The organism is Arthrobacter saudimassiliensis (genome assembly GCF_059090665.1).
The window spans coordinates 212,835-236,791 of the sequence record NZ_JBNHFX010000004.1 but is presented as its reverse complement, the minus strand read 5'-3'; the positions used below and the strand labels follow the sequence as shown (position 1 = coordinate 236,791).

Genomic DNA, 23,957 nt, shown 5'->3' with positions numbered 1-23,957 from the left:
CTACCCCTCCCCCAGGGTCCGTGTCAGTTGCTGCAGCATCCCCCAGGCCGTTTCGGCCGGAGTCTGTTCATCCATGCCCTGCTGCAGGAAGGCATTGATGTCGTTTTCGTGATCCACCGCGGCGTCCACCATCCGGTTCGATCCGCGCTGGTAGGCGCCGACGTCGATCAGGTCCTGGGCTCCACGGCGGGCGGCGAGCACGCGGCGCAGGGCCGCGGCGGCGCGGGTCCGTTCCGGCGGGTTCACCCGTGAGGCAACCCGGGAGATGGAGCCGAGGGCGTCCACCGAGGGGAAATGCCCCGAAATGGAGAGCCTGCGGTCCAGGACCACGTGCCCGTCCAGGATGGAGCGGGCGGCGTCGGCGATCGGTTCGTTGTGGTCGTCGCCGTCGACCAGCACCGTGTACAGCCCGGTCACCGAGCCTGCCGCTCCGGTGCCGGCGCGCTCGAGCAGCTGGGCAAGCAGCGAGAAGGTCGACGGCGGGTAGCCGCGGGTTGCCGGCGGCTCGCCGACGGACAGGCCGATCTCCCGCTGGGCCATGGCCACCCGGGTCAGGGAATCCATCATCAGCACGACGTCGGCGCCCGCGTCGCGGAAGGACTCGGCGATGCGAGTGGCGGTGAAGGCCGCCCGCAGGCGCATCAGGGCCGGTTCGTCGGAGGTGGACACCACCACGATGGAGCGGGCCAGCCCCTCGGGCCCAAGGTCGTCCTCGAGGAACTCGCGCACTTCACGTCCGCGCTCGCCCACCAGCGCGATCACGGAGACCTGCGCATCGGTGCCGCGGGCGATCATGGACAGCAGCGAGGACTTGCCCACCCCGGAACCCGCGAACAGGCCCATGCGCTGGCCGCGGCCGACGGTGGTGAGGGTGTCCAGCACCCGCACGCCGAGCTGGAGCGGCTCGGTGATGCGCTGGCGCTGCATGGCCGGGGGCGTGTCGTTGTCCAGCGGCACCCGGGCCGCGGCCGCGAGCGGGCCCTTGCCATCAATGGGCCGGCCCAATCCGTCCAGCACCCTGCCGAACAGGCCCTGCCCGGTGGGCACCAGCAGGCTGGAGCCGTGCGCGTGGACGGGCGTGCCGGCGGTGATGCCGGTGAGCCGGCCAAACGGCATGCAGCTGACGGAGCCGCGGGAGGCGGCCATGACCTCGGCGTCCACGCCGGTGTCGGGAGAGCCGATCCGGACCAGTTCCCCGACGCCGCACTCCAGGCCGGTGACCTCGACTCCCAGGCCCAGCACGGAGGAGACCCGGCCCACCCGCTCCGGGGCGGCGGCCCGCAGCGCCGCGGCGAAGGCCTGACCGCCGGGCCGCCAGTCGACGGACGGGCGCACTGCGCCGGACGCGGCGGCGGCAGCGGTTTCGCTGCGCCGGCGTTCGCGCCGGGACACGGCGGTGCCGGCGCTCATGCGCCGTCTCCCAGCAGGGCGCGGCGGGCACGGGCCAGTGCGCTGCCCAGCGTCGCGTCGAGGTAGCCGTCGGGGAACTCCGCGACCGCGTCGCCGCGGGAGAGACCGGCGTCGGGCACCAGGCGCACCCCGGCCCCTTCCGCCGCCGCACCGAGCAGTTCCAGGTCCCGCGGGTGCATCCGTACGCTCTGGATCAGTTCGGGTTCGGCGGTGTCCAGGGCACGCAGCAGGGCCGCCTGCGCGGACGCGTCCGAGGAATCGAGTTCACGGCCGAGTACCGCTTCGGCCAGTTCGAGGGCGGCGACGGCGGCGGCTTCCTGCAGCTGCCGGGCCTGGGGCACGGCCAGGGACCGTACCCGGTCCGCGGCCTGTGCCAGGGCGGCGGCCGCCAGCCCGAAGTCCTCGCGCAGCTGGGCCTGGGCGGCCTCATGCTCGGCCTGCAGCCGGGCGCGCAGCCGCCGGGTCTCGTCCTCGGCGGCACGCAGCCCGGTGGCGTAGCCGGCGGCGTGTCCGGCCGCGCGGGCCCGGTCGCGGGCCTGCGCGGTGTCCTCGTCGCGGTGCAGCGACGGGTAGTCCAGGCGGGTGAAGACGGCGTCAGTAGACATACTCGTCCTCGTCGGCATGGCGGATGGTGATGGCCCCCTGGGCCTCCATCTCGCGGATCACCCGCACGATCGTGGCGCGGGCCTCCTCGACCTGCGACAGGCGGGCCGGACCGGAGTTGGCGACCTCGTCTTCGAGCATGAGCCGGTTGCGCTCGGACACGTTGGTCCGGATGGCTTCCAGCACCGCTTCCGGGGCGCCCTTCATGGCCAGGGCCAGGGTGCCGACGTCAATGCCGCGGAGCACCAGCTGGACGTCGCGGCGCTCCAGCTTGACCAGGTCGGCGAAGGTGAGCATGCGCGAGCGCACTTCCTCCGCCAGCTCGGGGTCCCGTTCCTCGAGGGATTCCAGCAGGGCCCGCTCGGTGGCGGCGTCGGCCCGGTTGATGATGTCCACCAGCGGCTGGATGCCGCCGACGGCGTCGGCGGTATCCCGGGCGGCGCCGACGGCGGTCGCACGGACCTTGAGCGTTTCGGCCACGATCCGGACAGCTTCGGGCGTGGCCCGCGACATGGTGGCGATGCACTGCGCAATGTCGGTCCGGATCCGCTCGGTGAACCCGCCCAGGACGGCGGAGGCGCGCTGCGGGCGCATGTGCGCCAGGACCAGGGCAATGGTCTGCGGCAGTTCGCCCTCCAGCAGCGAGACGACCTGGGCCGGTTCGGCGCGTTCCAGGAACTCGAAGGACTTGCCCGCCATGGAGGAGGCGAGACGGTCCATGACGCCGCTGGCCCGTTCGGTGCCGAAGGAGGCTTCGAGCAGGCCCATCGCGACGTCGCGGCCGCCGTGCGCCCGGAGCCGGCCCTCGACGGTCATGTCATAGAACTCGTTGACGGCGGATTCGGCCAGGGAGGCGTCCACGCGGCGCATCCGCACGATTTCGGCGGCGATCTCCTGCGCCTCGGCTTCGGTCAGCTGCTGCATGACCGTCGCGGCGCGCGCGGTCTCCATCTGCATGAGCACCAGCGCGGCTTTCTGCGTGCCGGTCAGCTTGGGGGCGGCGTCGTCGTTGCGGGACGGCGCCTCGGCCAGGGTGGTTCCGGTGGTTTCGCTCATACCCGGGTCTCATCCATGAGGTTGCGCAGGTAGTCCGCGGTGCGGACCGGATCCTGCGCGGCCAGCGCGTCGAGTTCGGCCCGCTTGCGTTCGATGTCGGTGTCCGGGGGCGTGAGGGCCCGCAGGGCGGCGGTGTCCACGGGCGGTTCGATGGCCGTGGTGGAGGGCGGCGTGCTGCCCATGAGCGCCAGGTTGGTGGCCGGGGCCAGCGGATCCAGTTCGGGCAGTTCGCCGAGGTCGACGGCCTGTCGGTTCTGCCGGCGTGAACGCATGGCGTAGGCGATCAGGGCGAGGATGACGGCCAGCACGATGCCGGCGGCGAGGATGCCGGTGCGCAGCAGTTCCGCGCGCTGGGCTGCCTCTTCGGCGGCTTCCGCCGCGGCCAGGGCCTCCTGCGCCGCCTGCGCGCCGGCGTCGTTGAAGTTGAGCATTTCCACGGTGAGCTGGTCGCCGCGTTCAATGTTGATGCCCGCGGCCGAGGACACCAGGGCGCGCACGTCGGCGACGTTCAGGTCCGCGCCGGCGGCGGCGTTCAGAGCCACCGAGACGGTCTGCCGGGCCAGGGCGCCGGCCGGGATCTCCCGGGTCTCGGTGACCTTGTTGACGGCGTTGTTGCGAGTGCTGGATTCGGACGTGTAGCTGCCGTCCTCGTTCCCGCCGCCGGGCACCGCGATGTTGTCGGGGCCCAGCACTCCTGCCGCCGTGCCGCCGTCGCCGCCGGCGTACTCCTCGGTGGTGGTGGACTCGTTCAGCGCGGGCGTGTTCTCCGGGGAGGTGAAGGTTTCCTCGACCCGGTTCGCGGATTCGTAGCTCATGTCCGCGGCGACGGCCACGGTGGCGTTCCCGGGCCCGACCACCTGGTCCAGCATGGCCTGGACGGAGGCGACGATGCGCTGTTCATATTCGGAGGCCTGCTGGTTGCCGGTGCCGCTGGCGCCCACGCCGACGGCGGACAGGACGTTGCCGCCGGCGTCGATCACGGCCACGTTTTCGGCCGGCATGCCGTCGATGGAGGCGCTGGTCAGGTGCACGATCGCCTGGACCTGGTCGGAGCTGAGGTTCACGCCGTTCTCGGTTTCCACAAACACGCTGGCCGTCGGGTCCCGCTGCTCGGAGACGAAGACGGTGTCCTCCGGCAGGGCCAGCTGCACGCTGGCGGCACGGACGCCCTTGAGGGCGCCGATGGTGCTGGCCAGTTCCCCCTCGAGGGCGCGCTTGTAGGTGACGTTCTGCTGGAACTCCGAGGAGGTCACACCCATGTCGTCCAGCAGCGAGTAGCCGCCCGAGGAGGCGGACGGCAGCCCGGCGCCGGCGGCCTTGAGCCGCTGGTCGTAGACGTTCTCCTCGGGGACGAGGATGGTGCCGCCGCCGCCGACGATCTCGTAGGGCACGCCGTCGGCCTGCAGCTGCTCGACGATCGAGTTCGCGTCCGAGGCCTGCAGCCCGGAGAACAGCGGCGTGTAGGCGGGCCGGGTGAGCCAGCTGCCCAGGGCGACCGCCCCGAGCACCACCGCGGCCACGCCGATCAGGGCGATCGTCTTCTGCGCGACGGAGAAGCCTTTGGCGGTCTCGCCCAGCCGGGTGGTCAGTGAACCCATGCGCGATGCCATCAGGCCTGCATCCTCATGATCTCGTTGAAGGCCTCAACTCCCTTGTTCCGCACCGCCGCGACCAGTTCCAGGGTCATCTGCGTGCGGGCGGAGGCGATCGAGGCGTTGTGGATGTCATCCAAGTCGCCGGTGACGGCCTGGACGGCCAGCGTCTTGGAGTCGGACTGCAGCTGCGAAAGGTTGTCCACCGCTCCGGTGAGGGACGCGGCGAACTCGCTGCCGTCGGTGACGGGCGCCGGGGCGGACGTGTCCTGGAGGTACCCGGTGGGCATGACGCCGGAAACGGCGGGAAGGGCGGGAACGGGCATCAGGAGCGTCCGATCTGCAGAGCTGCTTCGTAGGTGGCCTTGGCGCGGTCGACGACGGCGGCATTGGCCTCGTAGCCCCGCTGCGCCATGATGAGGGCGCCCATCTGCTCCGACATGTCGATGTCGGGATAGCGCACGTAGCCGTCCTCATCCGCGAGCGGATGGTTGGGTTCGTGGACCATGCGGCCCTCCGGATCGCCGTACTCCACGCCGGAGACGTGGACGCCGCTGGTTCCCTCGCCCTCGCGGGCGACGATGTAGCGCGCCTGAAAGGCGGCGCCGTCGGTGGCGGAGACGTTGTTCTGGTTGGCGAGGTTGTCGGAGACCGCGTCCAGCCACTTGCGGTGGGTGGTCAGGCCGGTGGCGGCGATGCCGATCGCGTCGAAGGTCATGACTGCATCCTTAGGGCGGTGCGCAGGGAGTTGGCTTCTCCACCGACGGCCTGCGAGGCGAACTGGAAGCGCAGCACGGTGTCGATGTTGGAGAGCGTTTCGGTATCGAGGTTCACGTTGCTGCCGTCGAGGCGGGTGGGCTCCAGGGAGCGTTCCGTCGTGGGCGCCACGACGCCGTCGCCGGCGCGCACCGACTTGGCCAGCTCGGCCTCGAAACTCACGCGCTGGGCGCGGTAGCCGGGCGTGTTCACATTGGCGATGTTGTTCGCAATGGCGCGCTGACGGGCCGAAAGCCCGTTGAGGGCACTTTGAAGGGCCAGGGACGACACGGAATCGAACACAGCAGAAACCAACCCGCTTCTCACAGAGGGACAAAGCGGCCAATCCGTGGCCTGTTCAGCGAGCGATCCATGCTCGTCCGTGATTATCGGCCCGCAAACCGAGTAGGTAAGCAGATGACGCAGGTATTTTTTGACTTCCGGGCAGGTATCCGTTAGTCAGCCTGCTGAGCATCGAACAGGACGTGGCCCGCCCCGCGGGTCGTCCGGTCGGTCAGCCGGCGACGTCGAGGTAGACGGCGCGCTCCGTGGGTGCGGCGGTGCGCAGCAGTTCGGCCTGTTTGCGCACCACGCGCGCTTCGCGGCGCAGATGCTTCAGGGCCCGCTGCTGCGCCTGGGCCAGGCGCACGGCGCGGGCCGCCAGCTCGGGCGGGAGGGGGCCGAGGTCCAGTGGCGGCTGCCAGCCGCGGGCCACCGCCTCGGCCTGCTCGGCGAGGGTGCTGCCGTCCAGGGACGCCTCGAGGTTGTCCTCGAGCTGGGTCAGCACGGCGTCCCAGCGGGCAAGCTCGGCCGGGTCGGAAGCGGTCCCGCCGTCGGTCGGCATGGGTTCAGCCGACACCGAGGGTACCGCCGCTCGTCGTCGTCGCTCCGGCAGCGGGCTGCTGGGCGGACGCTTCGTGCCAGGCCTGGCGCAACGGCTCGAGCACGTCGATGCACTGCCGGGTCAGGGCGGGGCTGCGGGTGATGTTGGCTTCCACCATGGTGGTGAGCGCGAAGGCGTAGAGGGCCTGCAGGTTGTCGGCGCCGTCCCAGGCGTCCGTCTTCAGGGTTCCGCTGAGCTCGGCGATGATCGCCTGCCCGTGGACCAGGTTCTCCGAAGCGGTGATCCAGTCCCCCGCCTGCTGTGCGAGCTCGGCGCGCCCCAGGTCCAGCAGCAGCCGGTCGTAGAGCATGGTCAGCAGCCGCGCCGGCGACGCCGAAAGCACAGACTGCTTGAGATATTCGGCCCGCTTGGCCTGCATTCCATAGTTCACGACGGTCATTTCTTGCTGCCGGAGTTGTTGAGCGCGGCCAGCTGGCCGGTGAGCCAGTCCTGCTGGCTCTGCAGCTGGCTGAGCTTGACCTCCAGGTTGGTCCAGACGAGCTTGAGCGTGGATTCCCGGGAGGCCAGGCGCCGGTCCCAGTCCTCGATCTGGGTGGTCAGTTCCCGCAGTGTGGATTCCTGGCCCTGGATCCGCTTGGTGAGCATGCCGTCGTACTTGTCGGAGGCCGTGGTGCCGGCGGCGGCAACGCGGTCCGCGACGGCGCGCAGCATGTCCTGCGTCTTGGCCGGATCGGCGGCCAAGGCCTCGGCGAACTTCTCCGCGTTGAACTCGACGGTCCCGTACTTGGTGAGTTCGATGCCGATGGCGGACGGTGAGACACCGTCCAGCGGGCCGGTGGCCGCGTCCATCAGGAGGCGCTTGATGTCCCGGACGCCGGAGTCGCCGGTGAACAGGCCGCCCGTGGCGCCGGTGGTGCCGTTGGTGGTGGTGACGGTGACGGCGCTGTTGCGGTTGATGTAGTCGAAGGCGTCGGCCAGCGACGCGACCAGGTCCTGGGCGACCTTGCTGATCGCGGCATCGTCCCGGCTTACAGCCAGGGTGGCGGTGGCGCCGGCCGGGGCGTCGGCGGCCAGGGTGAGGTCGACTCCGGGCATCAGCCCCGCGAACGTGTTGGTGGAGGAGGTGATGTCCTGCGCGGCGGGCGTGCCGGCCCACAGGGTGATCCGGGCGTCCCGCGCCGCGTGCAGTTCCTGCAGCGGGGTGCCGTCCAGGCTGGCTTCGAAGGCGCCCTCCGTGCCGGTCTTGGTGGCGGTGAACTGGATCCGGTACTGCTGGACGCCGTCCACGGAGCCGGCGGCGATCTTGACGGCGGCGACGCCGAGGTTGGCCTTGTTGACCTCGCTGACCACCTCGTCGAGGGACTTGTTGGCGGTGTCGATGGTGGTGATGTCGCCGGCGGCGGAGATGGAGAGCGCGGCGCCGTCGGGCCAGGCGGACAGCGCTGCGGAGAGGGAGACCTGCGCGCGGGCGGTCTGGGCGACCTGGAAGTCCAGGGATCCTGCGGCGGCACCGGTGGTGACGGCTGCCGTGGCCTTGTCGGAGCTGACGGCGGCGGTGTAGAGGTCGGTGCCGGCGGGCTTGGCCGTGCCGGCGGCCTTCTCGGCGAGGGCGGCGATGCGGGTGTTCAGGCCCTGCAGGCCGCTGACCAAGGTGCGGGCGCCGGCGGCCCGGTCCTTGAGCTGGACCTGGGGACGGGCTTCGATTTCCATGAGCTGCTTGATCATGGCGGTGGTGTCGATGCCGCTGATGAGGCCGTCAATGCCGAGTGCCATGCAGATGCTCTCCTGGAAGGGGCCGGGAAATCGGGTTATTCGGGTGCTGCGGTATTTAGGCGGGCGGATGCCCCGGCGGCGGAAGTGTGAGGTCCAATTCAGTGTTCCCGCCGCCGGAGCTTTTCACCTGCCGGTACTACGTGGAGCGTATTACTGCAGGAGCTGCATCACGCCGGAGTTCATCTGGTTGGCCTGCGCCAGCATGGCGGTGGCGGCCTGCGAGAGGATCTGAGACTTGGTGAAGGAGGCCATTTCGGCAGCCATGTCGGTGTCACGGATGCGCGAGTTGGCGGCGGAGAGGTTCTCCACGGACACCGCGATGGAGCGTGCGGTGGACTCGAGGCGGTTCTGCTGGGCACCGAGGGTGGCGCGCTGGGTGGAGGTGGAGGCAATTGCCGTGTCCAGAGAGGCGATAGCCTTCTGTGCGCCTTCTTCGGTGGAAACGGAAAGAGCGGTGTCACCCTCACCCTCCAGAGCCTTCATGGTGGCGGCTACGTCGGCCAGATCGATGACGATCGTATCCTCGGCAGCGGCGCCCACCTGAATGCTCACGGTTGCCTTGTGGTCATCCGGAACGGCCGCAGGGTCGGCTGCATTGTTGGTGTTGTCAAGCAGCTTAATGCCATTGAAGTTGGTCTTCTCAACGATGCGGTTGAGCTCATCGGTGAGGGCGGTGACCTCGGACTCAATGGCTTTGCGGGACTCTTCGTTGTTCGTGTCGTTGGCCGACTGAACAGCCAGGTCACGCATGCGGTTCAGCAGGTTGTGGACCTCGGTCAGGGCGCCTTCAGCGGTCTGGATGAGGCTGATGCCGTCCTGCGCGTTGCGGCCGGCGACCTGCAGGCCGGAAACCTGGTTCTTCAGGCCTTCCGAGATCGACAGGCCGGCGGCGTCGTCGGCTGCACGGTTGATGCGGAAACCGCTGGACAGACGCTCCACGGCCTTGGCCTGGTTCGCCTGGTTCAGGTTGAGGTTACGCATCGCGTTCAGCGACGAGGTGTTGGTGGCGATAGTGAAACCCATGAGAAATTCCTCCGTGATTCGGGTACTTGCAGCGGCCCGTCCGTGGGCCTCCACCCAGTGTTATCGGCGGGGCCCGGAGGGCTGTTAGCAATCCGTCGAAGAAATTTCCGTGGGGTCGTGCTCGCCCCGGTTTCCGGCCTCAGGAGGCGGGGTTCAGCGATCCGTAGCCGCCTCCGGCGACGGCCGCATGCCGCGTCAGGCCGCCGATGCTCCGCTCGGCCATGGAGGCCAGGTACGCCGCCCGGCGCGCCGGGGACACCCGGGAGGTGACCTCGGGTGCGGCGTTGTCGTCGTCGGCGTAGTGCGCGGCCAAGCCGTCACGGAGCAGGCGCACCGCCTCGGCGCGCTGCTGGGAGACGGCGGAGTGGGTGGCGCCCAGCTCCGCGGCCAGGTCCTTGACGGAGCGCTCGTGGAAGTAGACCTGCTCCACGATGTACCGCATCTTTTCCGGCAGCGCCTCCACGGCGGCCTTCAGGTAGCCCGCGCCCTCCGCGGCGAGGGCGGAACCCTCCGGGGACGGCAGGGCGGAGGCGATGAAGTCGATTCCGCCCTCGTCCAGGCTGGACACGGTGCGGGCGGCGTCGGCGAGGGCGTCCTCCGCGACTCCGCGGTCCACGCCCATGGCGGCGGCAATCTCGTCGACGCTCGGCGTCCGGCCGAGCGCGCCCGTGAGAGTCTCGCGGACGGCCAGGGTCTCCTTGATGCGGCGGCGGGCCGAACGGGTGGCCCAGTCACTGGCCCGCATTTCATCGGCGAAGGCACCGACAATGCGGCGTCGGGCATACGCGCCGAACGGAACGCCCAGATCCGGGTTGAAGGAATCGGCGGAGGTGATCAGCGCGATGGCACCGACCGACGCCAGGTCGTCGCGGCACAGATGAGTCGCCTTGGCGCACACCTCCGAGACGAGGTAACCAACCAGCGGCAGATTTTCGACAACCAGTTGGTTGCGCTCAATACGATTCAATTAACGGACCCCCACGCCTCGTCCCCCAGCACGACTTATTGCACCGGGAGCGACAGGAAGCTGAGACCTTCCTTTTGCAGAATCCTAAGGACCCTTACTATACTTCGCCGCTCCGAAGCAACACGCAAAAGATACCACTAACATTGGGGGTGGGAAGGCCGATAGTGCAGGGCAAGGCAAAAACGTTCATACCGGAAGCGCTTGCCGACACGAAAACGGGAGGTGAGCGAGGCATGGTTGCCCAGAGGTTGTCCGCCCTTCTATGGGAAGAGCGCGAACTGCTGGAACTCCTCGTCTTCAAGCTCGAAGAGGAACAACTGCTGCTGACATCCGGCCGGAGCCGGTGGCTGCAGCACGCCACCCGCGAGGTGGAGCAGGTGCTGGAGCGCCTGCGTGCCGCGGAACTGAGCCGAACCGTCACCGTTGCCGCGCTGGCCCGCGAATGGCACGTCAGTGAAGATGCAACCCTGCGTGAGCTTGCCGATGCCGCCCCTGCCGGGCCCTGGGCGGAGATCTTCACCGCCCACCTGCAGGCCATGACGGAACTCACATCAAAAATCCGTGAACTGCGCGACATGAATGAGCAGTTCCTGCGCGCCGCGGCCCGGTCAGCGCAGGAAACCCTCGCCGGCACCACCTCCGGGGGCGCAACCTATACAGCCAACGGCGCCACCTCCGTCGGCAGCACGGGCGCCCGCTTCGTAGACCAGCAGATCTGATCAGCAGCAAAGGACCCCTTCCTTCATGAGCACCTTCAGCGGCCTCAACTCGGCCTACTCCGGACTCGTCGCAGCACGTCGGGGCCTGGACGTCGTGGGCCAGAACGTCGCCAACGTGAACACCCCCGGCTACACCCGGCAGCGGGTGACGACGTCGGCTGCCCCGGCACTGGCCCAGGTCGGCCGCTTCTCCGCCGGCATCTCGGTGGGACAGGGCGTCGGAGTGGACGGCATTGCCCGCCTGGGCAGCCTGCAGCTGGATACCAGGGTCCGCTCCACCGCAGCGGTGGCGGGCTTCACCGCGGTCCGCGCCAATGCCTTTGCCGCGCTGGAGCAGGGCCTGAAGGAGCCGGGCAAGAACGGCCTCTCCGCCTCGCTGCAGGAATTCTCCGCCGCCTGGCAGGGCGTCGTCAGCAAGCCGGGCGACAACACCTCCGCCGCCGTCGTCATCGACCAGGCCCAGGAGCTGGCGGTCAAGCTGCGCACCGGGTACGACGACGTGGCCACCCAGTGGAACTCCCTGCACGCAGACCTGCAGGACATGACAAGTGAACTGAACGCCGCAGCCTGGCAGGTGGCCGACCTGAACGCGCAGATCCGCTCCACCCTGGCCGCCGGCGGCAACGCCAACGAGCTGCTGGACCAGCGCAGCGCCGTCATCACCACGCTGTCCGCCCTGTCCGGCGCCACCGTCCGCGAATCCCGCGACGGCATGGTGGACGTCCTCGTGGACGGCAACGCGCTGGTGTCCGGTGACTCGGCCCGCCGCCTCGAGGTGTCCGGGGACCGCACCATGGGCGCCGGCACCGGACCGGTGGTGACCTGGTCCCACCGCGGCGACGGGCTGGACGCCCGCGCCGCCGTGGGCGGGGAAATGGGCGGAGCGGTCTCCATGCTGGCCTCCTCCCGCGCCGGCGGCGGACTGGCCGCGGCCGCGGAGTCCTACAACGCCGTCGCCCGCGGGCTCGCCGATTCGGTCAATGACCTGCACCGCACCGGCCACACCACCGACGGCCGCACCGGCCTCGCCTTCTTCAGCTACGATCCCGCCGATCCAGCCCGCTCGCTCGCCGTGGTGCCGGGCGACGCCTCCGGCATCGCCGCCGGCGCGGCAGGCAAGGGCGCCCTGGACACCTCGGTGGCCGATGCAATCTCCAAGCTGGACAGCGCGGACAAGCTCTGGGCGTCGTTCGTCACCTCCACCGGTGCTGCCACCCGCACCGAACTGCAGCAGGCCAACCTGGCCTCGGTGGCCGCCGTCGGCGCCCAGGACGCACAGCTGGCGAACGCCTCCGTGGACCTGGACGAGGAAAACGTCAATCTGCTGGCCTACCAGCACGCCTATCAGGGTGCGGCCCGGGTCATGACCGCCATCGACGAGATGCTGGACACCCTGATCAACCGCACCGGAATCGTCGGAAGGTAAGGCCCGTGATCACCCGCACCACCAACGCCACGATGGCGCGCAGCGCCCAGGCGAACCTGCAGGCGAACCTCTCACGCCTGGCCAAACTGCAGGAGCAGGCCACCACCTCGGCGGCCATCACCCGCCCCTCGGACAACCCCACCGGCACCGCGGATGCCATGAAGGTGCGCGCCGAGATCCGCGCCAACGCGCAGCACAAGGCGAACATTTCCGACGCCGGCGGCTGGCTGGTAACCGCGGACCAGGCCCTGGCGAACACGACCGACATCCTGCGCCGGGTCAAGGACCTCGCGGTGACCGCCGGCGGCGCGGCCCTGAGCCCGGCCGACCGGGGCGCCATTGCCACCGAGATCGAGGGCCTGAAGCAGGACCTTCTGGGCCAGGCCAACACCACGTATCTGGGCCGCACCGTCTTCGCCGGCAACTCCGACGCCGGGCATGCCTTCAGCGCCGACTCATACGCGTACACCGGGGCCACCGACGCCGGCAAGCACGGCCCGGTCGAGCGCCGCGTCGACGTGCACACCAGCGTCCGCGTGGACGTGGACGGGACCACGGTCTTCGGGGAGGGCGATTCCTCCGTCTTCAAGCTGCTCGATGACCTGGCGGCGGACCTGCGCGGCAACGGCACCGGCGCTGCCCTCTCCGCCGACCTCGACGCCCGCATCAACGCCGTGCTGACCGTCCACACCGAGGTCGGCGTCCGGCATGCCCGCACGCTGAGCGCCGAGGAGCAGAACATGGAGCAGGCCGTGGCGCTGGAGACCCGCCGCTCGGGCATCGAGGACCTCGACACCGCCAAGGTGATCATGGACCTCAAGCTCCAGGAAGTGGCCTATCAGTCGGCCCTGGCCGTCACGGCCCGGGTGCTGCAGCCGACCCTGATGGACTTCCTGCGATGAGCCAGCCGCTGACCTTCGTGACGCCCCCTCCGGGCCTGGAACCCCAGGTGCACTATCTGCTCGAGGAGGTCGACGGCGCCGTGGGCCTGTTCTCGCTCGTGCCACGGGAGCCGGGCAGCGGTGTTTCCCGGCTGTTCCTGCTCGACGCCGGCGCGTACCTGCCCGGCTACGCGCCGCGGATTTCCGACGAGCAGCAGCGCATGCTGGGCCTGCGGGAACCCTCCGAGGCATGGGTGCTGGTGGTCGCCAATCCGGCACTGTCCGGTACCACCGTGAACCTGCTGGCGCCGATCGTGCTGAACTCCTCCACGGGGCAGTGCGCCCAGCTCATCCTCGAAGGCCAGGACTGGCCGCTGCGCGCTTCCCTCGAGGACTTCGCCGCCGCCTGACCGCCATCGCCTAACGGAACCCCGGCTGCGAGGGCCCGGCACATGCGACAGGGCCCCTGCTCCTTCCGGAGCAGGGGCCCTGTCGCATATCCGCGGCCGCCAGGTCCTGCGGCTGCCCGCGGCGGTCCGCCTACTGGAAGTCGGAGACCGCGGGGTCGGCGGCGATACGGCCCTCCGGGCCCTTGTCCATCGCGGTGATCGCCTGGACGTCCTCATCGGAGAGGGTCAGGTCCAGCGCCTTCCAGTTCTCGGCGATGCGGGACTCGGTGACCGACTTGGGGATCACGATGTTCCCCAGCGCAAGGTGCCAGGCGAGGACGACCTGGGCGGGGGTCGCGCCGTCGTACTTGGCGGCGATCTCCTTCAGCTGCGGGTCCTCGAGCAGGCCCTCACCGGAGCCCAGCGGGGACCAGGACTCGTGCAGGATGTTGTGTTCCGCCTCAAAGGCCCGCAGGTCCGCCTGGTTGAAGTACGGGTGGGTTTCCACCTGGTTCAGCACCGGGGTGACGCCCGTTTCGTCGATCAGCTCCTGCAGGGCTTCCTTGGTGAAGTTGCAGACGCCGATGGACTTCACCCGGCCGCGCTTCTGCAGCTCGATCATCGCCTTCCACGTGTCGACGTACTTGCCCTGCTTCGGCTGCAGCCAGTGGATCAGGTACAGGTCCAGGGTCTCCAGGCCCAGCCGCTCCATGGACGCCTCGAAGGCGGCGATCGTGGACTCGTAGCCCTGGTCCGCGTTCCAGACCTTGGTGGTGATGAACAGCTCGTCGCGATCCAGGCCGGACGCGGCGATCGCCCGGCCCACGCCCTCCTCGTTCCCGTAGATCCGGGCGGTGTCGATGTGCCGGTAGCCGACCTTGAAGGCCTTGCCGACGACCTCCTCGGCGACCTTGTCCTCCACCCGCCACACGCCGTAGCCGAGCTGGGGGATGGTGTTGCCGTCGTTGAGGGTCACGAATGGTGATGTTGTCATGGGACCCATCCTTGCAGCAGCCGATGGCCGGCCAGGCCCATGCCGGCCGTTGTTTGCTCCCCGCGAACGATCGTCCGTTCCCGCGGGCTCAGGAGGCGGCGGACAGCAGCGCTTCGGCCTCTTCGACGTCCCGGACCACCAGCGCCGCCCGGCGCCGCACGTTCTCCAGGCCCGCGGAGGCGATGCCCCACCGCTCGCCCTCCAGCCGGGACATGGCGGCCGCCTCGGCGGTCGCGGCGAGCGAATTGCCGCTGCGGGACAGGGCCCGGTGCACGCTGATCAGCGCCCCCGGGATGTCCTGGCCGTCGCTGGGGTGCAGTTTCTGCGCCTGGGCGCAGGCCTGCCGGACCCGGGGCAGCAGGTCCGAAAGAGTGTTGGCCACCAGCGCCAGCTCGTTGTACAGGGCGTCGTCCTCCACCCCTTCGAGCATCTGGTGATACCGGTCCAGGCCTCGGGTGAAACGGTCGTGGGCACGCCGCCACACTCCCCGCCCGAGTTCGACGTCGTCCTTCCGCCCCCTCCGGGCGGCTGCAAACAGTGCCATGACCTAAAGGTACTGGCCGGGGCCGGACTGGGGCTCGGCGCTGCGGGCCGCGCGGGGCTGCTGTCCGGGTCCGCCGGCACGGCGGGGTTCGCCGTCCTCGCCGACAATGACGCCCGGGGCCAGCACGGTGCCCGGCGGCAGCTGGCGCAGCTGCAGGCGGGACGCGAGCTGCTGGTTGGCTGTCTGCTGCGCGGCGATGGCGGTCTGGATACCGCGGAAGAGGCCTTCCAGCCAGCCGACCAGCTGGGCCTGGGCGATCCGCAGCTCGGCGTCGGTGGGGACCGTATCGTCGAGGAAGGGCAGGTTGATGCGCTGCAGTTCGCTGACCAGCTCAGGGGCCAGGCCGTCTTTCAGCTCCTTGAGGGAGCGCTCATGGATCTCGGCCAGCCGGTTCCGGGCCGCGTCGTCCAGCGGAGCGTTCCGCACCTCTTCCAGCAGCTGCTTGATCATGGTGCCGATCCGCATGACCTTGGCCGGTTCGTCTACCAGGTCCTTGAGCCTGGCCGGTCCGCCGTCGCGGGACCCGCCGGCTTCCGGGACGACGGCGCCGTCGCCGGCCTCCGCGACCGGCCCGTTTCCTCCGGTGCCCTCCGGTCCGCCCGGCTCCCCCGTCCCGGAGACCGACGTCGGTTCCCGGGGCGCGTCAGCCGCGGCGTCGGCGGGAACCGGCCCGGTGGACGGGACGGAATCGGTCTGGTCAGTCATGGCTTAATGCTCTCACGTAGGGGTGGCAGCCGGGATGCCACGGTCAGTTTTCGAGCTCTTCTTCGCGGTTGCGCGCATACTCTCCGTCCGGGCTGAGCCCGGCAACCTGCTGCCCGGCGTTCAGCTGGCCGGCGGTGTAGTGCCGGTCATCGAACTCCGGGCCGCCCACCTGGTCCTCCTCGGGGCGGTTGATGTCCTGGGCGAGGTGGTCATCCTCTGCGCCCAGGTCCTCGTGCGGGACGCTGATGTCGTCCAGCAGGTGCTCGTCGGAGGGCAGCTCGTTGTCGTCTTTGCGGAAGATTCCCATCAGTCAAGGAAAGCAGCCGCTGCATGGCGGATGTCAAGGCCGCGTGACGAACGCCGAAGGGCGGCACCCCGGTGCGGGATGCCGCCCTTCGCCTGCCTGCCGCCGGTCAGCAGCAGCGTCCTCCCGGGTTCGCGTCCTGCCGGTCGAACCGGTCCTTCCAGAACTCACGCTCGCTCATGGGAGCCGCTCCGCAGCCGGTGGCCTCGTGATGCGCCCGGTACTTGCGGTAGGCGTCCTCGCCCATGACGTCGCGGAAGAACCGCACGAATCCGCGCAGTCCGCCCAGGAGCCCGGTCGGAGCGGCGCCGTCGGCCATCAGTGCCCGGCTCCTGCCGTCCGGCGCTGCTCCTCGGGCAGCGTGCCCCACTGGGCCATGATCTCCTTCTCCGCCGGGGTGGCGAAGAATCCTGCCGGCGCGAACATCCGGGAAGCGACCGGCGGCGTTTCCGCGCTGGGCGCCCCGCCGGAGCGGTAGGACCGGATGCTGGCCAGGATGGCGGTGATGATCACGATGATGGCCAGTGTCACGAACACGATGGACAGGGTCCCCTGGACGAAGGTGTTGCGGACCACCGCCTCCATCGCCTCCACGCTCTTGGCGGTGCCGAAGCTCGTCTCCCCCCGTTCCAGCGCCGCCTTGAAGGCGTTGTGCTGCGCCCAGTACCCCACCGCCGGCACCGGCGAGAAGATCTTGTACATCGACGCGGTGATGGTCACCACCGCGGCGAAGCCGAGCGGCAGGCCGACGATCCACAGCCATTTGAAGGCGTTCTTCTTCGCCAGGATCGCCAGGCAGACGGCCAGTGCAATGGCCGCGAGCAGCTGGTTGGCGATGCCGAAGAGCGGGAAGAACGTGTTGATGCCGCCCAGCGGGTCGGTGACGCCCAGGATCAGGATCGATCCCCAGCCCGCCACCATGACCGCCGTGCAGATCCAGGCTCCGGTCCGCCAGCCGGTGTCCCGGAACTTCGGCACAAAGTTGCCGATGGAATCCTGCAGCATGAAGCGGGCGACGCGGGTGCCGGCGTCGACCGCGGTCAGGATGAACAGCGCCTCGAACATGATGGCGAAGTGGTACCAGAAGGCCATCATGGCCGGGCCGCCGATGAAGCTCTGCATGATGTACGCCAGGCCGACGGCGAGTGTGGGCGCGCCGCCGGTGCGCGAGACCACCGACTCCTCGCCGACGTCGGAGGCCAGGGAGGTGAGCATGTCCGGGGTCAGGTTCACTCCGGCCAGGCCCAGGGAGTTCACGAAGGCGACGGCGCCCTCCACGGTGCCGCCGGTGGCTGCGGCGGAGGAGTTCATCGCGAAGTAGATGCCGCGGTCGATCGAGATGGCGGCGACCAGGGCCATGATCGCCACGAAGGACTCCATGAGCATGCCGCCGTAACCGATGAACCGGGTCTGGCGTTCCTTTTCGATCATCTTCGGCGTCGTGCCCGAGGAGATCAGGGCGTGGAAGCCGGACAGGGCACCGCAGGCGATGGTGACGAACAGGAACGGGAAGAGCGGGCCGGCGACCACCGGCCCGTCGTCGCGCGAGGCGAACTCGCTCACCGCGGGCACGGCGATCTCCGGCCGGACCACGATGATGGCCACGGCGAGCATGACGATGGTGCCGATCTTCATGAACGTGGACAGGTAGTCCCGCGGGGCCAGCAGCAGCCAGACGGGCAGGACGGCGGCAATGAAGCCGTAGATGATGATGCCCCAGGCGATGGTGGTCCGGTCCAGGGTGAAGAACTCGGCCAGCGGGGACTCGGCGATCCAGCCGCCGCCGATGATGGCGGCCATCAGCAGCACGAAGCCGATGATGGACACCTCGGTGACCTTGCCCGGCCGCAGGTAGCGCAGGTAGACGCCCATGAACAGGGCGATGGGAATGGTCATTGCCACGGAGAAGACGCCCCACGGGCTTTCGCCCAGCGCGTTGACGACCACCAGGGCCAGGATCGCGACGATGATGATCATGATGGCCAGGGTGGCCAGCAGGGCCGCGGTGCCGCCGATCACGCCAAGTTCCTCGCGGGCCATCTGGCCCAGGGACCGGCCGCCGCGGCGCATCGAGAAGAACATGACCAGGTAGTCCTGGACGGCGCCGGCGAGGACCACGCCGACGATGATCCAGATGGTGCCCGGCAGGTAGCCCATCTGCGCGGCGAGCACGGGCCCGACCAGGGGCCCGGCGCCGGCGATGGCGGCGAAGTGGTGTCCGTAGAGGACGCGGCGGTCGGTGGCTGCGAAGTCCTTGCCGTCGGCCTTGTACTCGGCCGGAGTGGCACGCCGGTCATCGGGCTTTAGGAGCTTGCGCTCAATCAGCTTCGAGTAGAAGCGGTAGCCGATGAGGTACGTGCAGACGGCGGCAAACACGAACCAGATGGCGTTGACCGTCTCGCCGCGGACGATCGCCAGCATGGTCCAGCTGATCCCGCCGAGCAGGGCAATGCCCGCCCAGAGGGCAATCTTCCCCGGAGTCCAGCGTTTGGCGGCGGCCTCGGCCTCGGGGTCGACGGCCACCGGGGGCAGGTTCGGGTCCTGTTCCAGGACGGCGGCGTCGCCGGCGGCTGCACCGTCGCGGCGCCGTTGCTTCGCGCTCATGTTTTCCCCTTTGGTATGCGTCCTGCGGCCCAGTGGAGGCCGCGGTGATGGGCAGGGACCGGCCCTGCCCATCAGACGCTAGCATCGGGAATGTGACGTACGGCATAGGAGGCGCCCGCGTCGCGCGCCGGGTTGGATCCGAAGCGGTCCGCCGACGTCGGCCCTCCGGCACCGGGGCGCCGCCCGCCGCTAGACGGTGAGGAGGATTTTGCCCTTGTGCTCGCCCGAGTCGAAGTACTCATGGGCGGCGGCTGCCTCGGCCAGCGGGAACGTCCGGTCCACCAGGGCGCGGACCTGCCCTGCCTCCACCAGCGGCCACACGCTGCGCTGCAGGGCGGCCATGATGGCGCTCTTCTCCTCCACCGGCCGCGAGCGCAGGGTCGTGCCGATGATCCCGGCCCGCTTGCGCATCAGGGCGTTGAGGTCGAGCTCGGCGCGGGTGCCGCCCTGCAGCCCGATGACCACCAGGCGCCCGCCGGTGGCCAGGGCGTCGAGGTTCCGCTGCAGGTACTTGGCGCCGACGACGTCGAGGATGGCGTCGGCCCCGTGTCCGCCGGTGGCTTCCCGGACCGCGTCCACGAAGTCCTGTTCGCGGTAGTTGATCAGCGTTTCGGCGCCCAGCTCCGCGGCAAGGGCCAGTTTCTCCGCCGAGCCTGCGGTCACCATGGGCACCGCGCCGAAGGCGGCGACCATCTGGATGGCCATGGTGCCGATGCCGCCGGCCGCCCCGTGGATGAGCACGAAGTCTCCGGGCTGGACGTCAGCCTCCATGAAGAGGTTGGAATAGACGGTGGCCGCCGTCTCGGGCAGTGCCGCCGCCGTCACCAGGTCCACGCCCTCCGGCACCGGCAGCACCTGCCCCGCCGGGACCGCAACCTTCTCGGCGTACCCGCCGCCGGCCAGCAGGGCCACGACCTCCTGGCCGACCTGCAGCTGGGACACTCCGTCCCCCACGGCGCCGATGCGCCCGGAAACCTCCAGGCCGGGATAGGGGCTGGCCCCCGGGGGCACCGGGTAGTTGCCCTGCCGCTGGAGCACATCGGCGCGGTTCAGGCCCGCCGCCGCGACCTCGATGACCACTTCACCCGGCTGGGGAACCGGATCGGCCGCCTCCGTGAGCTGCAGGTTTCCGGGTCCTCCGGGGGCGGTGATTCCGATGGCTTTCATGCTTCTCCTCGGGCGCTGATAGATTTTGGCCGGCCGTGGCTATCTGCCAGACTACTAGTGGGGAAGGTTGTCCGAGCGGCCGATGGAGCTGGTCTTGAAAACCAGTGGGCGGTAACCCCGTCTCAAGGGTTCGAATCCCTTACCTTCCGCCAGTCACGACGGCGCCCCCGCCTCAGCGCGGGGGCGCCGTTTCCTTTAACCGGCGGGCAGCCCACATTCATTCAATTGCATGGAATTCTTGGTTCCTGCTTTCCCGGCATGCAACATAAGGGGACTGCCGAAATATTCCGGTAGGGTATTCGGGTGGTTTGAGGCCCATTGTTGGGGGTACCGGCCACTAAAGCGAACCACTTTCTGAGGAGAAATTTAATGAATCCGTCCGCATCCCGAGCCGTCCGGGCACGGAACCTGATTCTTACCGCAATGCTGGCCGGCCTGCTGTCCAGCTGCGCCGTCGCTCCCGGCAACGACGAGGACGCCTCGGCGCCGGAGACGGCCGCGGCTGCTTCCGCCGAACCCGCCGCCGTCGAGGACGACGAGGCCGAGGAGACCGCCGAAGCCGTCGACCCGGAGGTCGTGCACTCCACCGAACTCAATGTCGGTGACTGCATTCTGGATGAAACGACCGGAGAGGAAATCGGCGACGTCGACCTCGTTCCGTGCGACCAGCCGCACACCGCCGAGGTTTTCGCCGCCTACGACATGGATCCGGGCGCCTACCCGGGCGAAGAGGCCGTTACGGCTGCCGGCGAGGAGTTCTGCGCCAACGAACTCACCGGGTACATCGGGGAAAACTTCGAATCGCCCACCGCCCCGGATCTGTCCGATATCTCCATCGCCTACATGACTCCCACGCCCGAGTCCTGGAATTTCGGCGGTGACCGCGAGATCCTCTGCTACCTGACCACTTCCTCCGGTGCGACGACCACCGGGTCGCTGCGCGGCGCCCTGAACTGATCCCCGACGCTTCACAGCACGACGGCGCCCCGGCTTCGGCCGGGGCGCCGTCGTGCTTTGCCCACAGATGACAGCGGCTCCCTTGCCGGCCTTCCCCTCCTCGCGCAGGCTCGGCGGCAGCCGGCCGCTGCCGGGCGGGCCCGTCGAAGACTGTCGAGGAGACTGCCGTGGAACTTCCTGTTGGACCAGCGCTGAAATCGTCCCGTCCCGCGCTCCTTCTCCTCGCCGTGGGCGTCCTGACTGCCGGCTGCGCGGTGATTCCTTCCGGGCCCGGGGCTCAGGTGCGGCCGGCTGAGTCGCCGTCTCCACCCGCGGATGCCCGGGAAGCCGGTCTTGGCGCCGCCCGGGAGCAGGAGGCCCCCGTTGCGGGCCCGGGCGCGGATGCGGAGGAACCGGAACCGGAGACGGTTACAGTTTTCAAGCTCGTGCAGGGTGACTGTTTTGCGTTCCCCCCGGCACCGGGCAGCTCCGTCGAAGGGGAGCCCGGTGACGGCGACGGCACCGTCCACAGACTCCCCTGCAGCGCCAGGCACACTGCCCAGGTCTATGCCGTGGCAAGTATTGAGGACTCCGGCCCCTATCCGGGGATCGACGACCTCCAATGGCTGTCCGAGGCGCTCTGCACGGCCGAGAATGACGTGCTGGATCATGACCTCGTGGCCGCCGTGCCCAACCCGAAACAGAAGATGATCGTCCCCTCCCCCGAGTCGTGGGGCTACGGGGACCGGAGGATCCTCTGCTATGTGAAGAGCCCGCAGGCCTTCACCGGATCCCTGTTGATCGACCGTTGACCGGCCCCCTCTCCAGGGCTGAACGGTTGAGGGCAGTTCAGGCCCGGCCGGCGCCGTCGGCAGGCAGCACGGAGAACAGCGCAGGCGCCGCGAAGCCGTGTGCGGCGAACTCGGCCTGCACCGCGGCCGCAGCCACGTCCGCCTTCCCCTCCTCGAGCAGGGCGATGGCGGAGCCGCCAAATCCGCCGCCGGTCATCCGGGCGCCGAGGGCGCCGCCGGCGAGCGCGGCGTCGACGGCGGCATCCAGCTCCGGGCAGGACACCTCATACAGGTCGCGCAGGGACCGGTGGCTGTCGGTAAGCAGGGGGCCGACGTCGCGGATCCGCCCCTCCTGCAGCGCCCGGACGGCCGTCAGGACGCGCTCGTTCTCGGCCAGGACGTGCTGCACCCGCGCCGCAGTGGTGGAATCCAGCCGGGACAGGTCCGCGTCCGCGGGCAGCTGCCGCAGTGAGGGCACCCCGAAGGCCGCCGCTGCTGCTTCGCAGGCGGCCCGGCGGGCCCCGTAGCCGCCGTCCGCATGCGAGTGCGAGACCCGGGTGTCAATGACCAGGACCGTCAGGCCCTGCTCGGCGAGCGGCAGCGGAACGGCCTGCCCGGACAGGGTTTGGCAGTCGAGGAAGAGCGCACGGCCGCGGCTGCCCATCAGCGAGGCGGACTGGTCCATGATGCCGGTGGGGGCGCCCACGAAGTTGTTCTCCGCCCGCTGTGTGAGCCGGACAAGTTCGGGTGCGGACAGGTCCAGGCCCAGCAGCTCGTTCAGCGCGACGGCGACCGCCACCTCCACGGCGTGCGAGGAGGACAGCCCGGCGCCGACGGGGACGGTGGAGTCCAGCAGCAGGTCGAAGCCGGGCACCTGGTGGCCGGCGGCCTGCAGGGCGTGCACGACGCCGGCCGGATAGGCGCCCCATCCGGGGACGGTGCCCGGGGCCAGCGCAGCGGGATCGAAGCTGCTGCGCGAGAGGCCGGAGCCGTCAGGGGAATAGGTGGAGGCGAGCCGCACCGTGCCGCCGTCCGGACGCAGCCGCACTGCGGCCAGCACCGAGCGGTCGATGGCGAAGGGCAGCACGAAGCCGTCGTTGTAGTCCGTGTGCTCGCCGATCAGGTTCACCCGCCCCGGCGCACACCAGATGCCGTCGGGGGCGGTGCCGTATTCCTCGGTGAAGGCGCCGGCCAGGCGGGAGCGGCGGAGGTCTCCGGCGTCGGCCGCGGGGTTAGCGGCGGTCATCGGCCGGCCTCCCGCAGGCGCGCCGCGGCCTTCTCCGCCGGTACATCGTTGATGAACGCGCCCATCGCCGCCTCGGAGCCGGCCAGGAACTTCAGCTTGTCCTCGGCGCGGCGCGGGCTGGTCAGCTGCAGGTGCAGCCAGCCGGCGTCGCGGTCGGGCGTGTTGACCGGCGTCTGGTGCCAGGCCGCAATGTAGGGGGTGGGCGTTGGGTACAGCCGGTCCAGCCGGGCGAGCAGGTCCGGATAGAGCACGGCCAGCTCGTCCCGCTCGGCGGCCGACAGGGCCGCCAGGTCCGGCACCTGCCGGTGCGGCACCAGGTGGACCTCCAGCGGCCAGCGGGCGGCGTAAGGCACGTAGGCGGAAAAGTGCCCGCCCTGCAGGACCATCCGGTCGCCGGCGTCGCTCTCGCTGCGCAGCAGTTCGCCCATCAGCGGGCGTCCGGTGTCCGCCAGGTGCCGGCGCGACCGCTCCGCCAGGCGCGCAGCGTACGGGGCAGGGTACGGATAGGCGTAGATCTGGCCGTGCGGATGGTGCAGGGTCACCCCGATGTCCTGCCCGCGGTTCTCGAACGGAAACACGTGGCGGATGCCCGGCAGGGCCGAAAGGGCCGCCGTGCGCTGCGCCCAGGCCTCCACCACGGTCCGGGCCCGGTCCGGGCCCAGCCGGGCGAAGGACCCGTGGTGGTCGGGCGTGAAGACCACCACTTCGCAGCGTCCGACGGCGGGAGCGGGAACGCCCCAGAGGCTCCGGCCGGCGTCGTCGTCCGCCGGTTCGGGCAGCTCCCCCAGATCCGGGCCGAGCGAGGGGAAGCGGTTCTCGAAGACCACGACGTCGTAGTCCGAGGCCGGGATCTCGGTCTGCCGTCCGTCGCGGGAGGGGCAGAGCGGGCACTGGTCCGCCGGGGGCAGGTAGGTGCGCGCCTGGCGGTGGGCGGCGACGGCCACCCACTCGCCCGTGAGCCGGTCGAAGCGCAGTTCGCCGTTGCCGGTCCGCGGATCCAGCGGCCGCCGGTCTTCGACGTGGTCAACGGGAGCGTGGCCGGGATCGCTGAAAAACAGTGCCTGCCGCCCGTCGGCGAGGCGGTGGGAACGGACCTCGTGCCGGCTGCCTGCCTGCTCTGCTGCTTTGTGCACTGCCTCTCCACCGCTCCTCGGGTTGCCCGCCGTACTCCCCCGACAGGGCCGCAGGCGGCCGGCCCGGCCGCCTGCGGCCAGTATCCCACGCCCG

The 23,957-nt window shown here is 69.9% G+C and carries 27 protein-coding genes and 1 tRNA gene; 7 read left to right on the top strand and 21 right to left on the bottom strand.

Features of this window, described 5'->3' with window-relative positions; all coding sequences use genetic code 11:
- The 12 genes from AC5RV6_RS15825 to AC5RV6_RS15770 all read right to left on the bottom strand — a co-directional run bounded on the left by AC5RV6_RS15825 (nucleotide 1) and on the right by AC5RV6_RS15770 (nucleotide 10,024).
- On the bottom strand, nucleotides 1-1,410 hold the full coding sequence (locus AC5RV6_RS15825; RefSeq protein ID WP_494008315.1) for a FliI/YscN family ATPase: 1,410 nt from the start codon (nucleotides 1,408-1,410) through the stop codon (nucleotides 1-3).
- Nucleotides 1,407-2,015: a FliH/SctL family protein gene (locus tag AC5RV6_RS15820; protein ID WP_494008314.1), complete on the bottom strand. Its 609-nt coding sequence runs from the start codon at nucleotides 2,013-2,015 to the stop codon at nucleotides 1,407-1,409. The genes AC5RV6_RS15825 and AC5RV6_RS15820 overlap by 4 nt, the downstream gene beginning before the upstream one ends.
- Nucleotides 2,005-3,069, bottom strand: a complete 1,065-nt coding sequence (gene fliG / locus AC5RV6_RS15815) for a flagellar motor switch protein FliG (RefSeq protein WP_494008313.1) — start codon at nucleotides 3,067-3,069, stop codon at nucleotides 2,005-2,007. The genes AC5RV6_RS15820 and fliG overlap by 11 nt, the downstream gene beginning before the upstream one ends.
- Nucleotides 3,066-4,679 carry a flagellar basal-body MS-ring/collar protein FliF gene (gene fliF / locus AC5RV6_RS15810; RefSeq protein ID WP_494008312.1) on the bottom strand — a complete coding sequence of 538 codons (1,614 nt, stop codon included), beginning with the start codon at nucleotides 4,677-4,679 and terminating at the stop codon, nucleotides 3,066-3,068. Before fliF ends, fliG begins: the two co-directional genes overlap by 4 nt.
- The gene (gene fliE, locus AC5RV6_RS15805; RefSeq protein ID WP_494008311.1) at nucleotides 4,679-4,987 is read right to left on the bottom strand and encodes a flagellar hook-basal body complex protein FliE; all 309 of its coding nucleotides are present in this window, start codon (nucleotides 4,985-4,987) and stop codon (nucleotides 4,679-4,681) included. The genes fliF and fliE overlap by 1 nt, the downstream gene beginning before the upstream one ends.
- Complete coding sequence (locus AC5RV6_RS15800; protein WP_494008310.1) at nucleotides 4,987-5,379, bottom strand: flagellar basal body rod protein FlgC; 393 nt, start codon at nucleotides 5,377-5,379, stop codon at nucleotides 4,987-4,989. Before AC5RV6_RS15800 ends, fliE begins: the two co-directional genes overlap by 1 nt.
- The gene (gene flgB, locus AC5RV6_RS15795) at nucleotides 5,376-5,720 is read right to left on the bottom strand and encodes a flagellar basal body rod protein FlgB (protein ID WP_494008309.1); all 345 of its coding nucleotides are present in this window, start codon (nucleotides 5,718-5,720) and stop codon (nucleotides 5,376-5,378) included. Before flgB ends, AC5RV6_RS15800 begins: the two co-directional genes overlap by 4 nt.
- A 211-nt stretch (nucleotides 5,721-5,931) precedes the next feature.
- The gene (locus AC5RV6_RS15790; RefSeq protein ID WP_494008308.1) at nucleotides 5,932-6,261 is read right to left on the bottom strand and encodes a hypothetical protein; all 330 of its coding nucleotides are present in this window, start codon (nucleotides 6,259-6,261) and stop codon (nucleotides 5,932-5,934) included.
- Between the two features lie 4 nt (nucleotides 6,262-6,265).
- Nucleotides 6,266-6,700 (bottom strand): flagellar export chaperone FliS, encoded by a 435-nt coding sequence (gene fliS / locus AC5RV6_RS15785; protein ID WP_494008307.1) that lies wholly within the window; start codon nucleotides 6,698-6,700, stop codon nucleotides 6,266-6,268.
- Nucleotides 6,697-8,034 carry a flagellar filament capping protein FliD gene (gene fliD / locus AC5RV6_RS15780; protein WP_494008306.1) on the bottom strand — a complete coding sequence of 446 codons (1,338 nt, stop codon included), beginning with the start codon at nucleotides 8,032-8,034 and terminating at the stop codon, nucleotides 6,697-6,699. Before fliD ends, fliS begins: the two co-directional genes overlap by 4 nt.
- 150 nt (nucleotides 8,035-8,184) lie before the next feature.
- Nucleotides 8,185-9,057: a flagellin N-terminal helical domain-containing protein gene (locus AC5RV6_RS15775; protein WP_494008305.1), complete on the bottom strand. Its 873-nt coding sequence runs from the start codon at nucleotides 9,055-9,057 to the stop codon at nucleotides 8,185-8,187.
- A gap of 139 nt (nucleotides 9,058-9,196) precedes the next feature.
- Nucleotides 9,197-10,024: a sigma-70 family RNA polymerase sigma factor gene (locus AC5RV6_RS15770; RefSeq protein WP_494008304.1), complete on the bottom strand. Its 828-nt coding sequence runs from the start codon at nucleotides 10,022-10,024 to the stop codon at nucleotides 9,197-9,199.
- Nucleotides 10,025-10,188: 164 nt separating this feature from the next.
- Here AC5RV6_RS15770 and AC5RV6_RS15765 point away from each other — a divergent pair, with 164 nt between their 5' ends.
- The 4 genes from AC5RV6_RS15765 to AC5RV6_RS15750 are packed head-to-tail and all read left to right on the top strand — an operon-like array spanning nucleotide 10,189 to nucleotide 13,460.
- The gene (locus tag AC5RV6_RS15765) at nucleotides 10,189-10,743 is read left to right on the top strand and encodes a flagellar protein FlgN (protein WP_494008303.1); all 555 of its coding nucleotides are present in this window, start codon (nucleotides 10,189-10,191) and stop codon (nucleotides 10,741-10,743) included.
- Nucleotides 10,744-10,768: 25 nt separating this feature from the next.
- The gene (gene flgK, locus AC5RV6_RS15760; protein WP_494008302.1) at nucleotides 10,769-12,169 is read left to right on the top strand and encodes a flagellar hook-associated protein FlgK; all 1,401 of its coding nucleotides are present in this window, start codon (nucleotides 10,769-10,771) and stop codon (nucleotides 12,167-12,169) included.
- Between the two features lie 5 nt (nucleotides 12,170-12,174).
- Nucleotides 12,175-13,071 carry a flagellar hook-associated protein FlgL gene (gene flgL, locus AC5RV6_RS15755; RefSeq protein ID WP_494008301.1) on the top strand — a complete coding sequence of 299 codons (897 nt, stop codon included), beginning with the start codon at nucleotides 12,175-12,177 and terminating at the stop codon, nucleotides 13,069-13,071.
- Complete coding sequence (locus tag AC5RV6_RS15750; protein ID WP_494008300.1) at nucleotides 13,068-13,460, top strand: flagellar assembly protein FliW; 393 nt, start codon at nucleotides 13,068-13,070, stop codon at nucleotides 13,458-13,460. Before flgL ends, AC5RV6_RS15750 begins: the two co-directional genes overlap by 4 nt.
- A gap of 130 nt (nucleotides 13,461-13,590) precedes the next feature.
- Here AC5RV6_RS15750 and AC5RV6_RS15745 read toward each other — a convergent pair whose 3' ends face one another.
- The 7 genes from AC5RV6_RS15745 to AC5RV6_RS15715 all read right to left on the bottom strand — a co-directional run bounded on the left by AC5RV6_RS15745 (nucleotide 13,591) and on the right by AC5RV6_RS15715 (nucleotide 19,757).
- Nucleotides 13,591-14,433 (bottom strand): aldo/keto reductase, encoded by an 843-nt coding sequence (locus tag AC5RV6_RS15745; protein WP_494008299.1) that lies wholly within the window; start codon nucleotides 14,431-14,433, stop codon nucleotides 13,591-13,593.
- A gap of 88 nt (nucleotides 14,434-14,521) precedes the next feature.
- Nucleotides 14,522-14,977 (bottom strand): hypothetical protein, encoded by a 456-nt coding sequence (locus AC5RV6_RS15740; RefSeq protein ID WP_494008298.1) that lies wholly within the window; start codon nucleotides 14,975-14,977, stop codon nucleotides 14,522-14,524.
- A gap of 3 nt (nucleotides 14,978-14,980) precedes the next feature.
- Nucleotides 14,981-15,682, bottom strand: a complete 702-nt coding sequence (locus AC5RV6_RS15735; RefSeq protein ID WP_494008297.1) for a bacterial proteasome activator family protein — start codon at nucleotides 15,680-15,682, stop codon at nucleotides 14,981-14,983.
- A 43-nt stretch (nucleotides 15,683-15,725) separates the two neighbouring features.
- Nucleotides 15,726-15,989 (bottom strand): hypothetical protein, encoded by a 264-nt coding sequence (locus AC5RV6_RS15730; RefSeq protein ID WP_494008296.1) that lies wholly within the window; start codon nucleotides 15,987-15,989, stop codon nucleotides 15,726-15,728.
- Between the two features lie 106 nt (nucleotides 15,990-16,095).
- Nucleotides 16,096-16,305: a YbdD/YjiX family protein gene (locus AC5RV6_RS15725; RefSeq protein ID WP_494008295.1), complete on the bottom strand. Its 210-nt coding sequence runs from the start codon at nucleotides 16,303-16,305 to the stop codon at nucleotides 16,096-16,098.
- The gene (locus AC5RV6_RS15720; protein WP_494008294.1) at nucleotides 16,305-18,590 is read right to left on the bottom strand and encodes a carbon starvation CstA family protein; all 2,286 of its coding nucleotides are present in this window, start codon (nucleotides 18,588-18,590) and stop codon (nucleotides 16,305-16,307) included. Before AC5RV6_RS15720 ends, AC5RV6_RS15725 begins: the two co-directional genes overlap by 1 nt.
- Nucleotides 18,591-18,779: 189 nt before the next feature.
- On the bottom strand, nucleotides 18,780-19,757 hold the full coding sequence (locus AC5RV6_RS15715) for an NAD(P)H-quinone oxidoreductase (protein WP_494008293.1): 978 nt from the start codon (nucleotides 19,755-19,757) through the stop codon (nucleotides 18,780-18,782).
- 61 nt (nucleotides 19,758-19,818) lie between these two features.
- Here AC5RV6_RS15715 and AC5RV6_RS15710 point away from each other — a divergent pair.
- From AC5RV6_RS15710 to AC5RV6_RS15700, 3 genes are all read left to right on the top strand, one after another.
- A tRNA-Ser gene (locus AC5RV6_RS15710) sits at nucleotides 19,819-19,909 on the top strand.
- 217 nt (nucleotides 19,910-20,126) lie between these two features.
- Nucleotides 20,127-20,714, top strand: a complete 588-nt coding sequence (locus tag AC5RV6_RS15705; protein ID WP_494008292.1) for a septum formation family protein — start codon at nucleotides 20,127-20,129, stop codon at nucleotides 20,712-20,714.
- A gap of 551 nt (nucleotides 20,715-21,265) precedes the next feature.
- Nucleotides 21,266-21,505 (top strand): hypothetical protein, encoded by a 240-nt coding sequence (locus AC5RV6_RS15700; RefSeq protein ID WP_494008291.1) that lies wholly within the window; start codon nucleotides 21,266-21,268, stop codon nucleotides 21,503-21,505.
- Between the two features lie 37 nt (nucleotides 21,506-21,542).
- On the opposite strand, the gene galK is transcribed toward AC5RV6_RS15700, so the two are convergent.
- Together galK and galT are read right to left on the bottom strand one after the other, a co-directional pair.
- Nucleotides 21,543-22,730, bottom strand: a complete 1,188-nt coding sequence (gene galK / locus AC5RV6_RS15695; RefSeq protein ID WP_494008290.1) for a galactokinase — start codon at nucleotides 22,728-22,730, stop codon at nucleotides 21,543-21,545.
- The gene (galT, locus tag AC5RV6_RS15690; RefSeq protein WP_494008289.1) at nucleotides 22,727-23,863 is read right to left on the bottom strand and encodes a galactose-1-phosphate uridylyltransferase; all 1,137 of its coding nucleotides are present in this window, start codon (nucleotides 23,861-23,863) and stop codon (nucleotides 22,727-22,729) included. The genes galK and galT overlap by 4 nt, the downstream gene beginning before the upstream one ends.
- Nucleotides 23,864-23,957 lie beyond the last annotated feature (94 nt).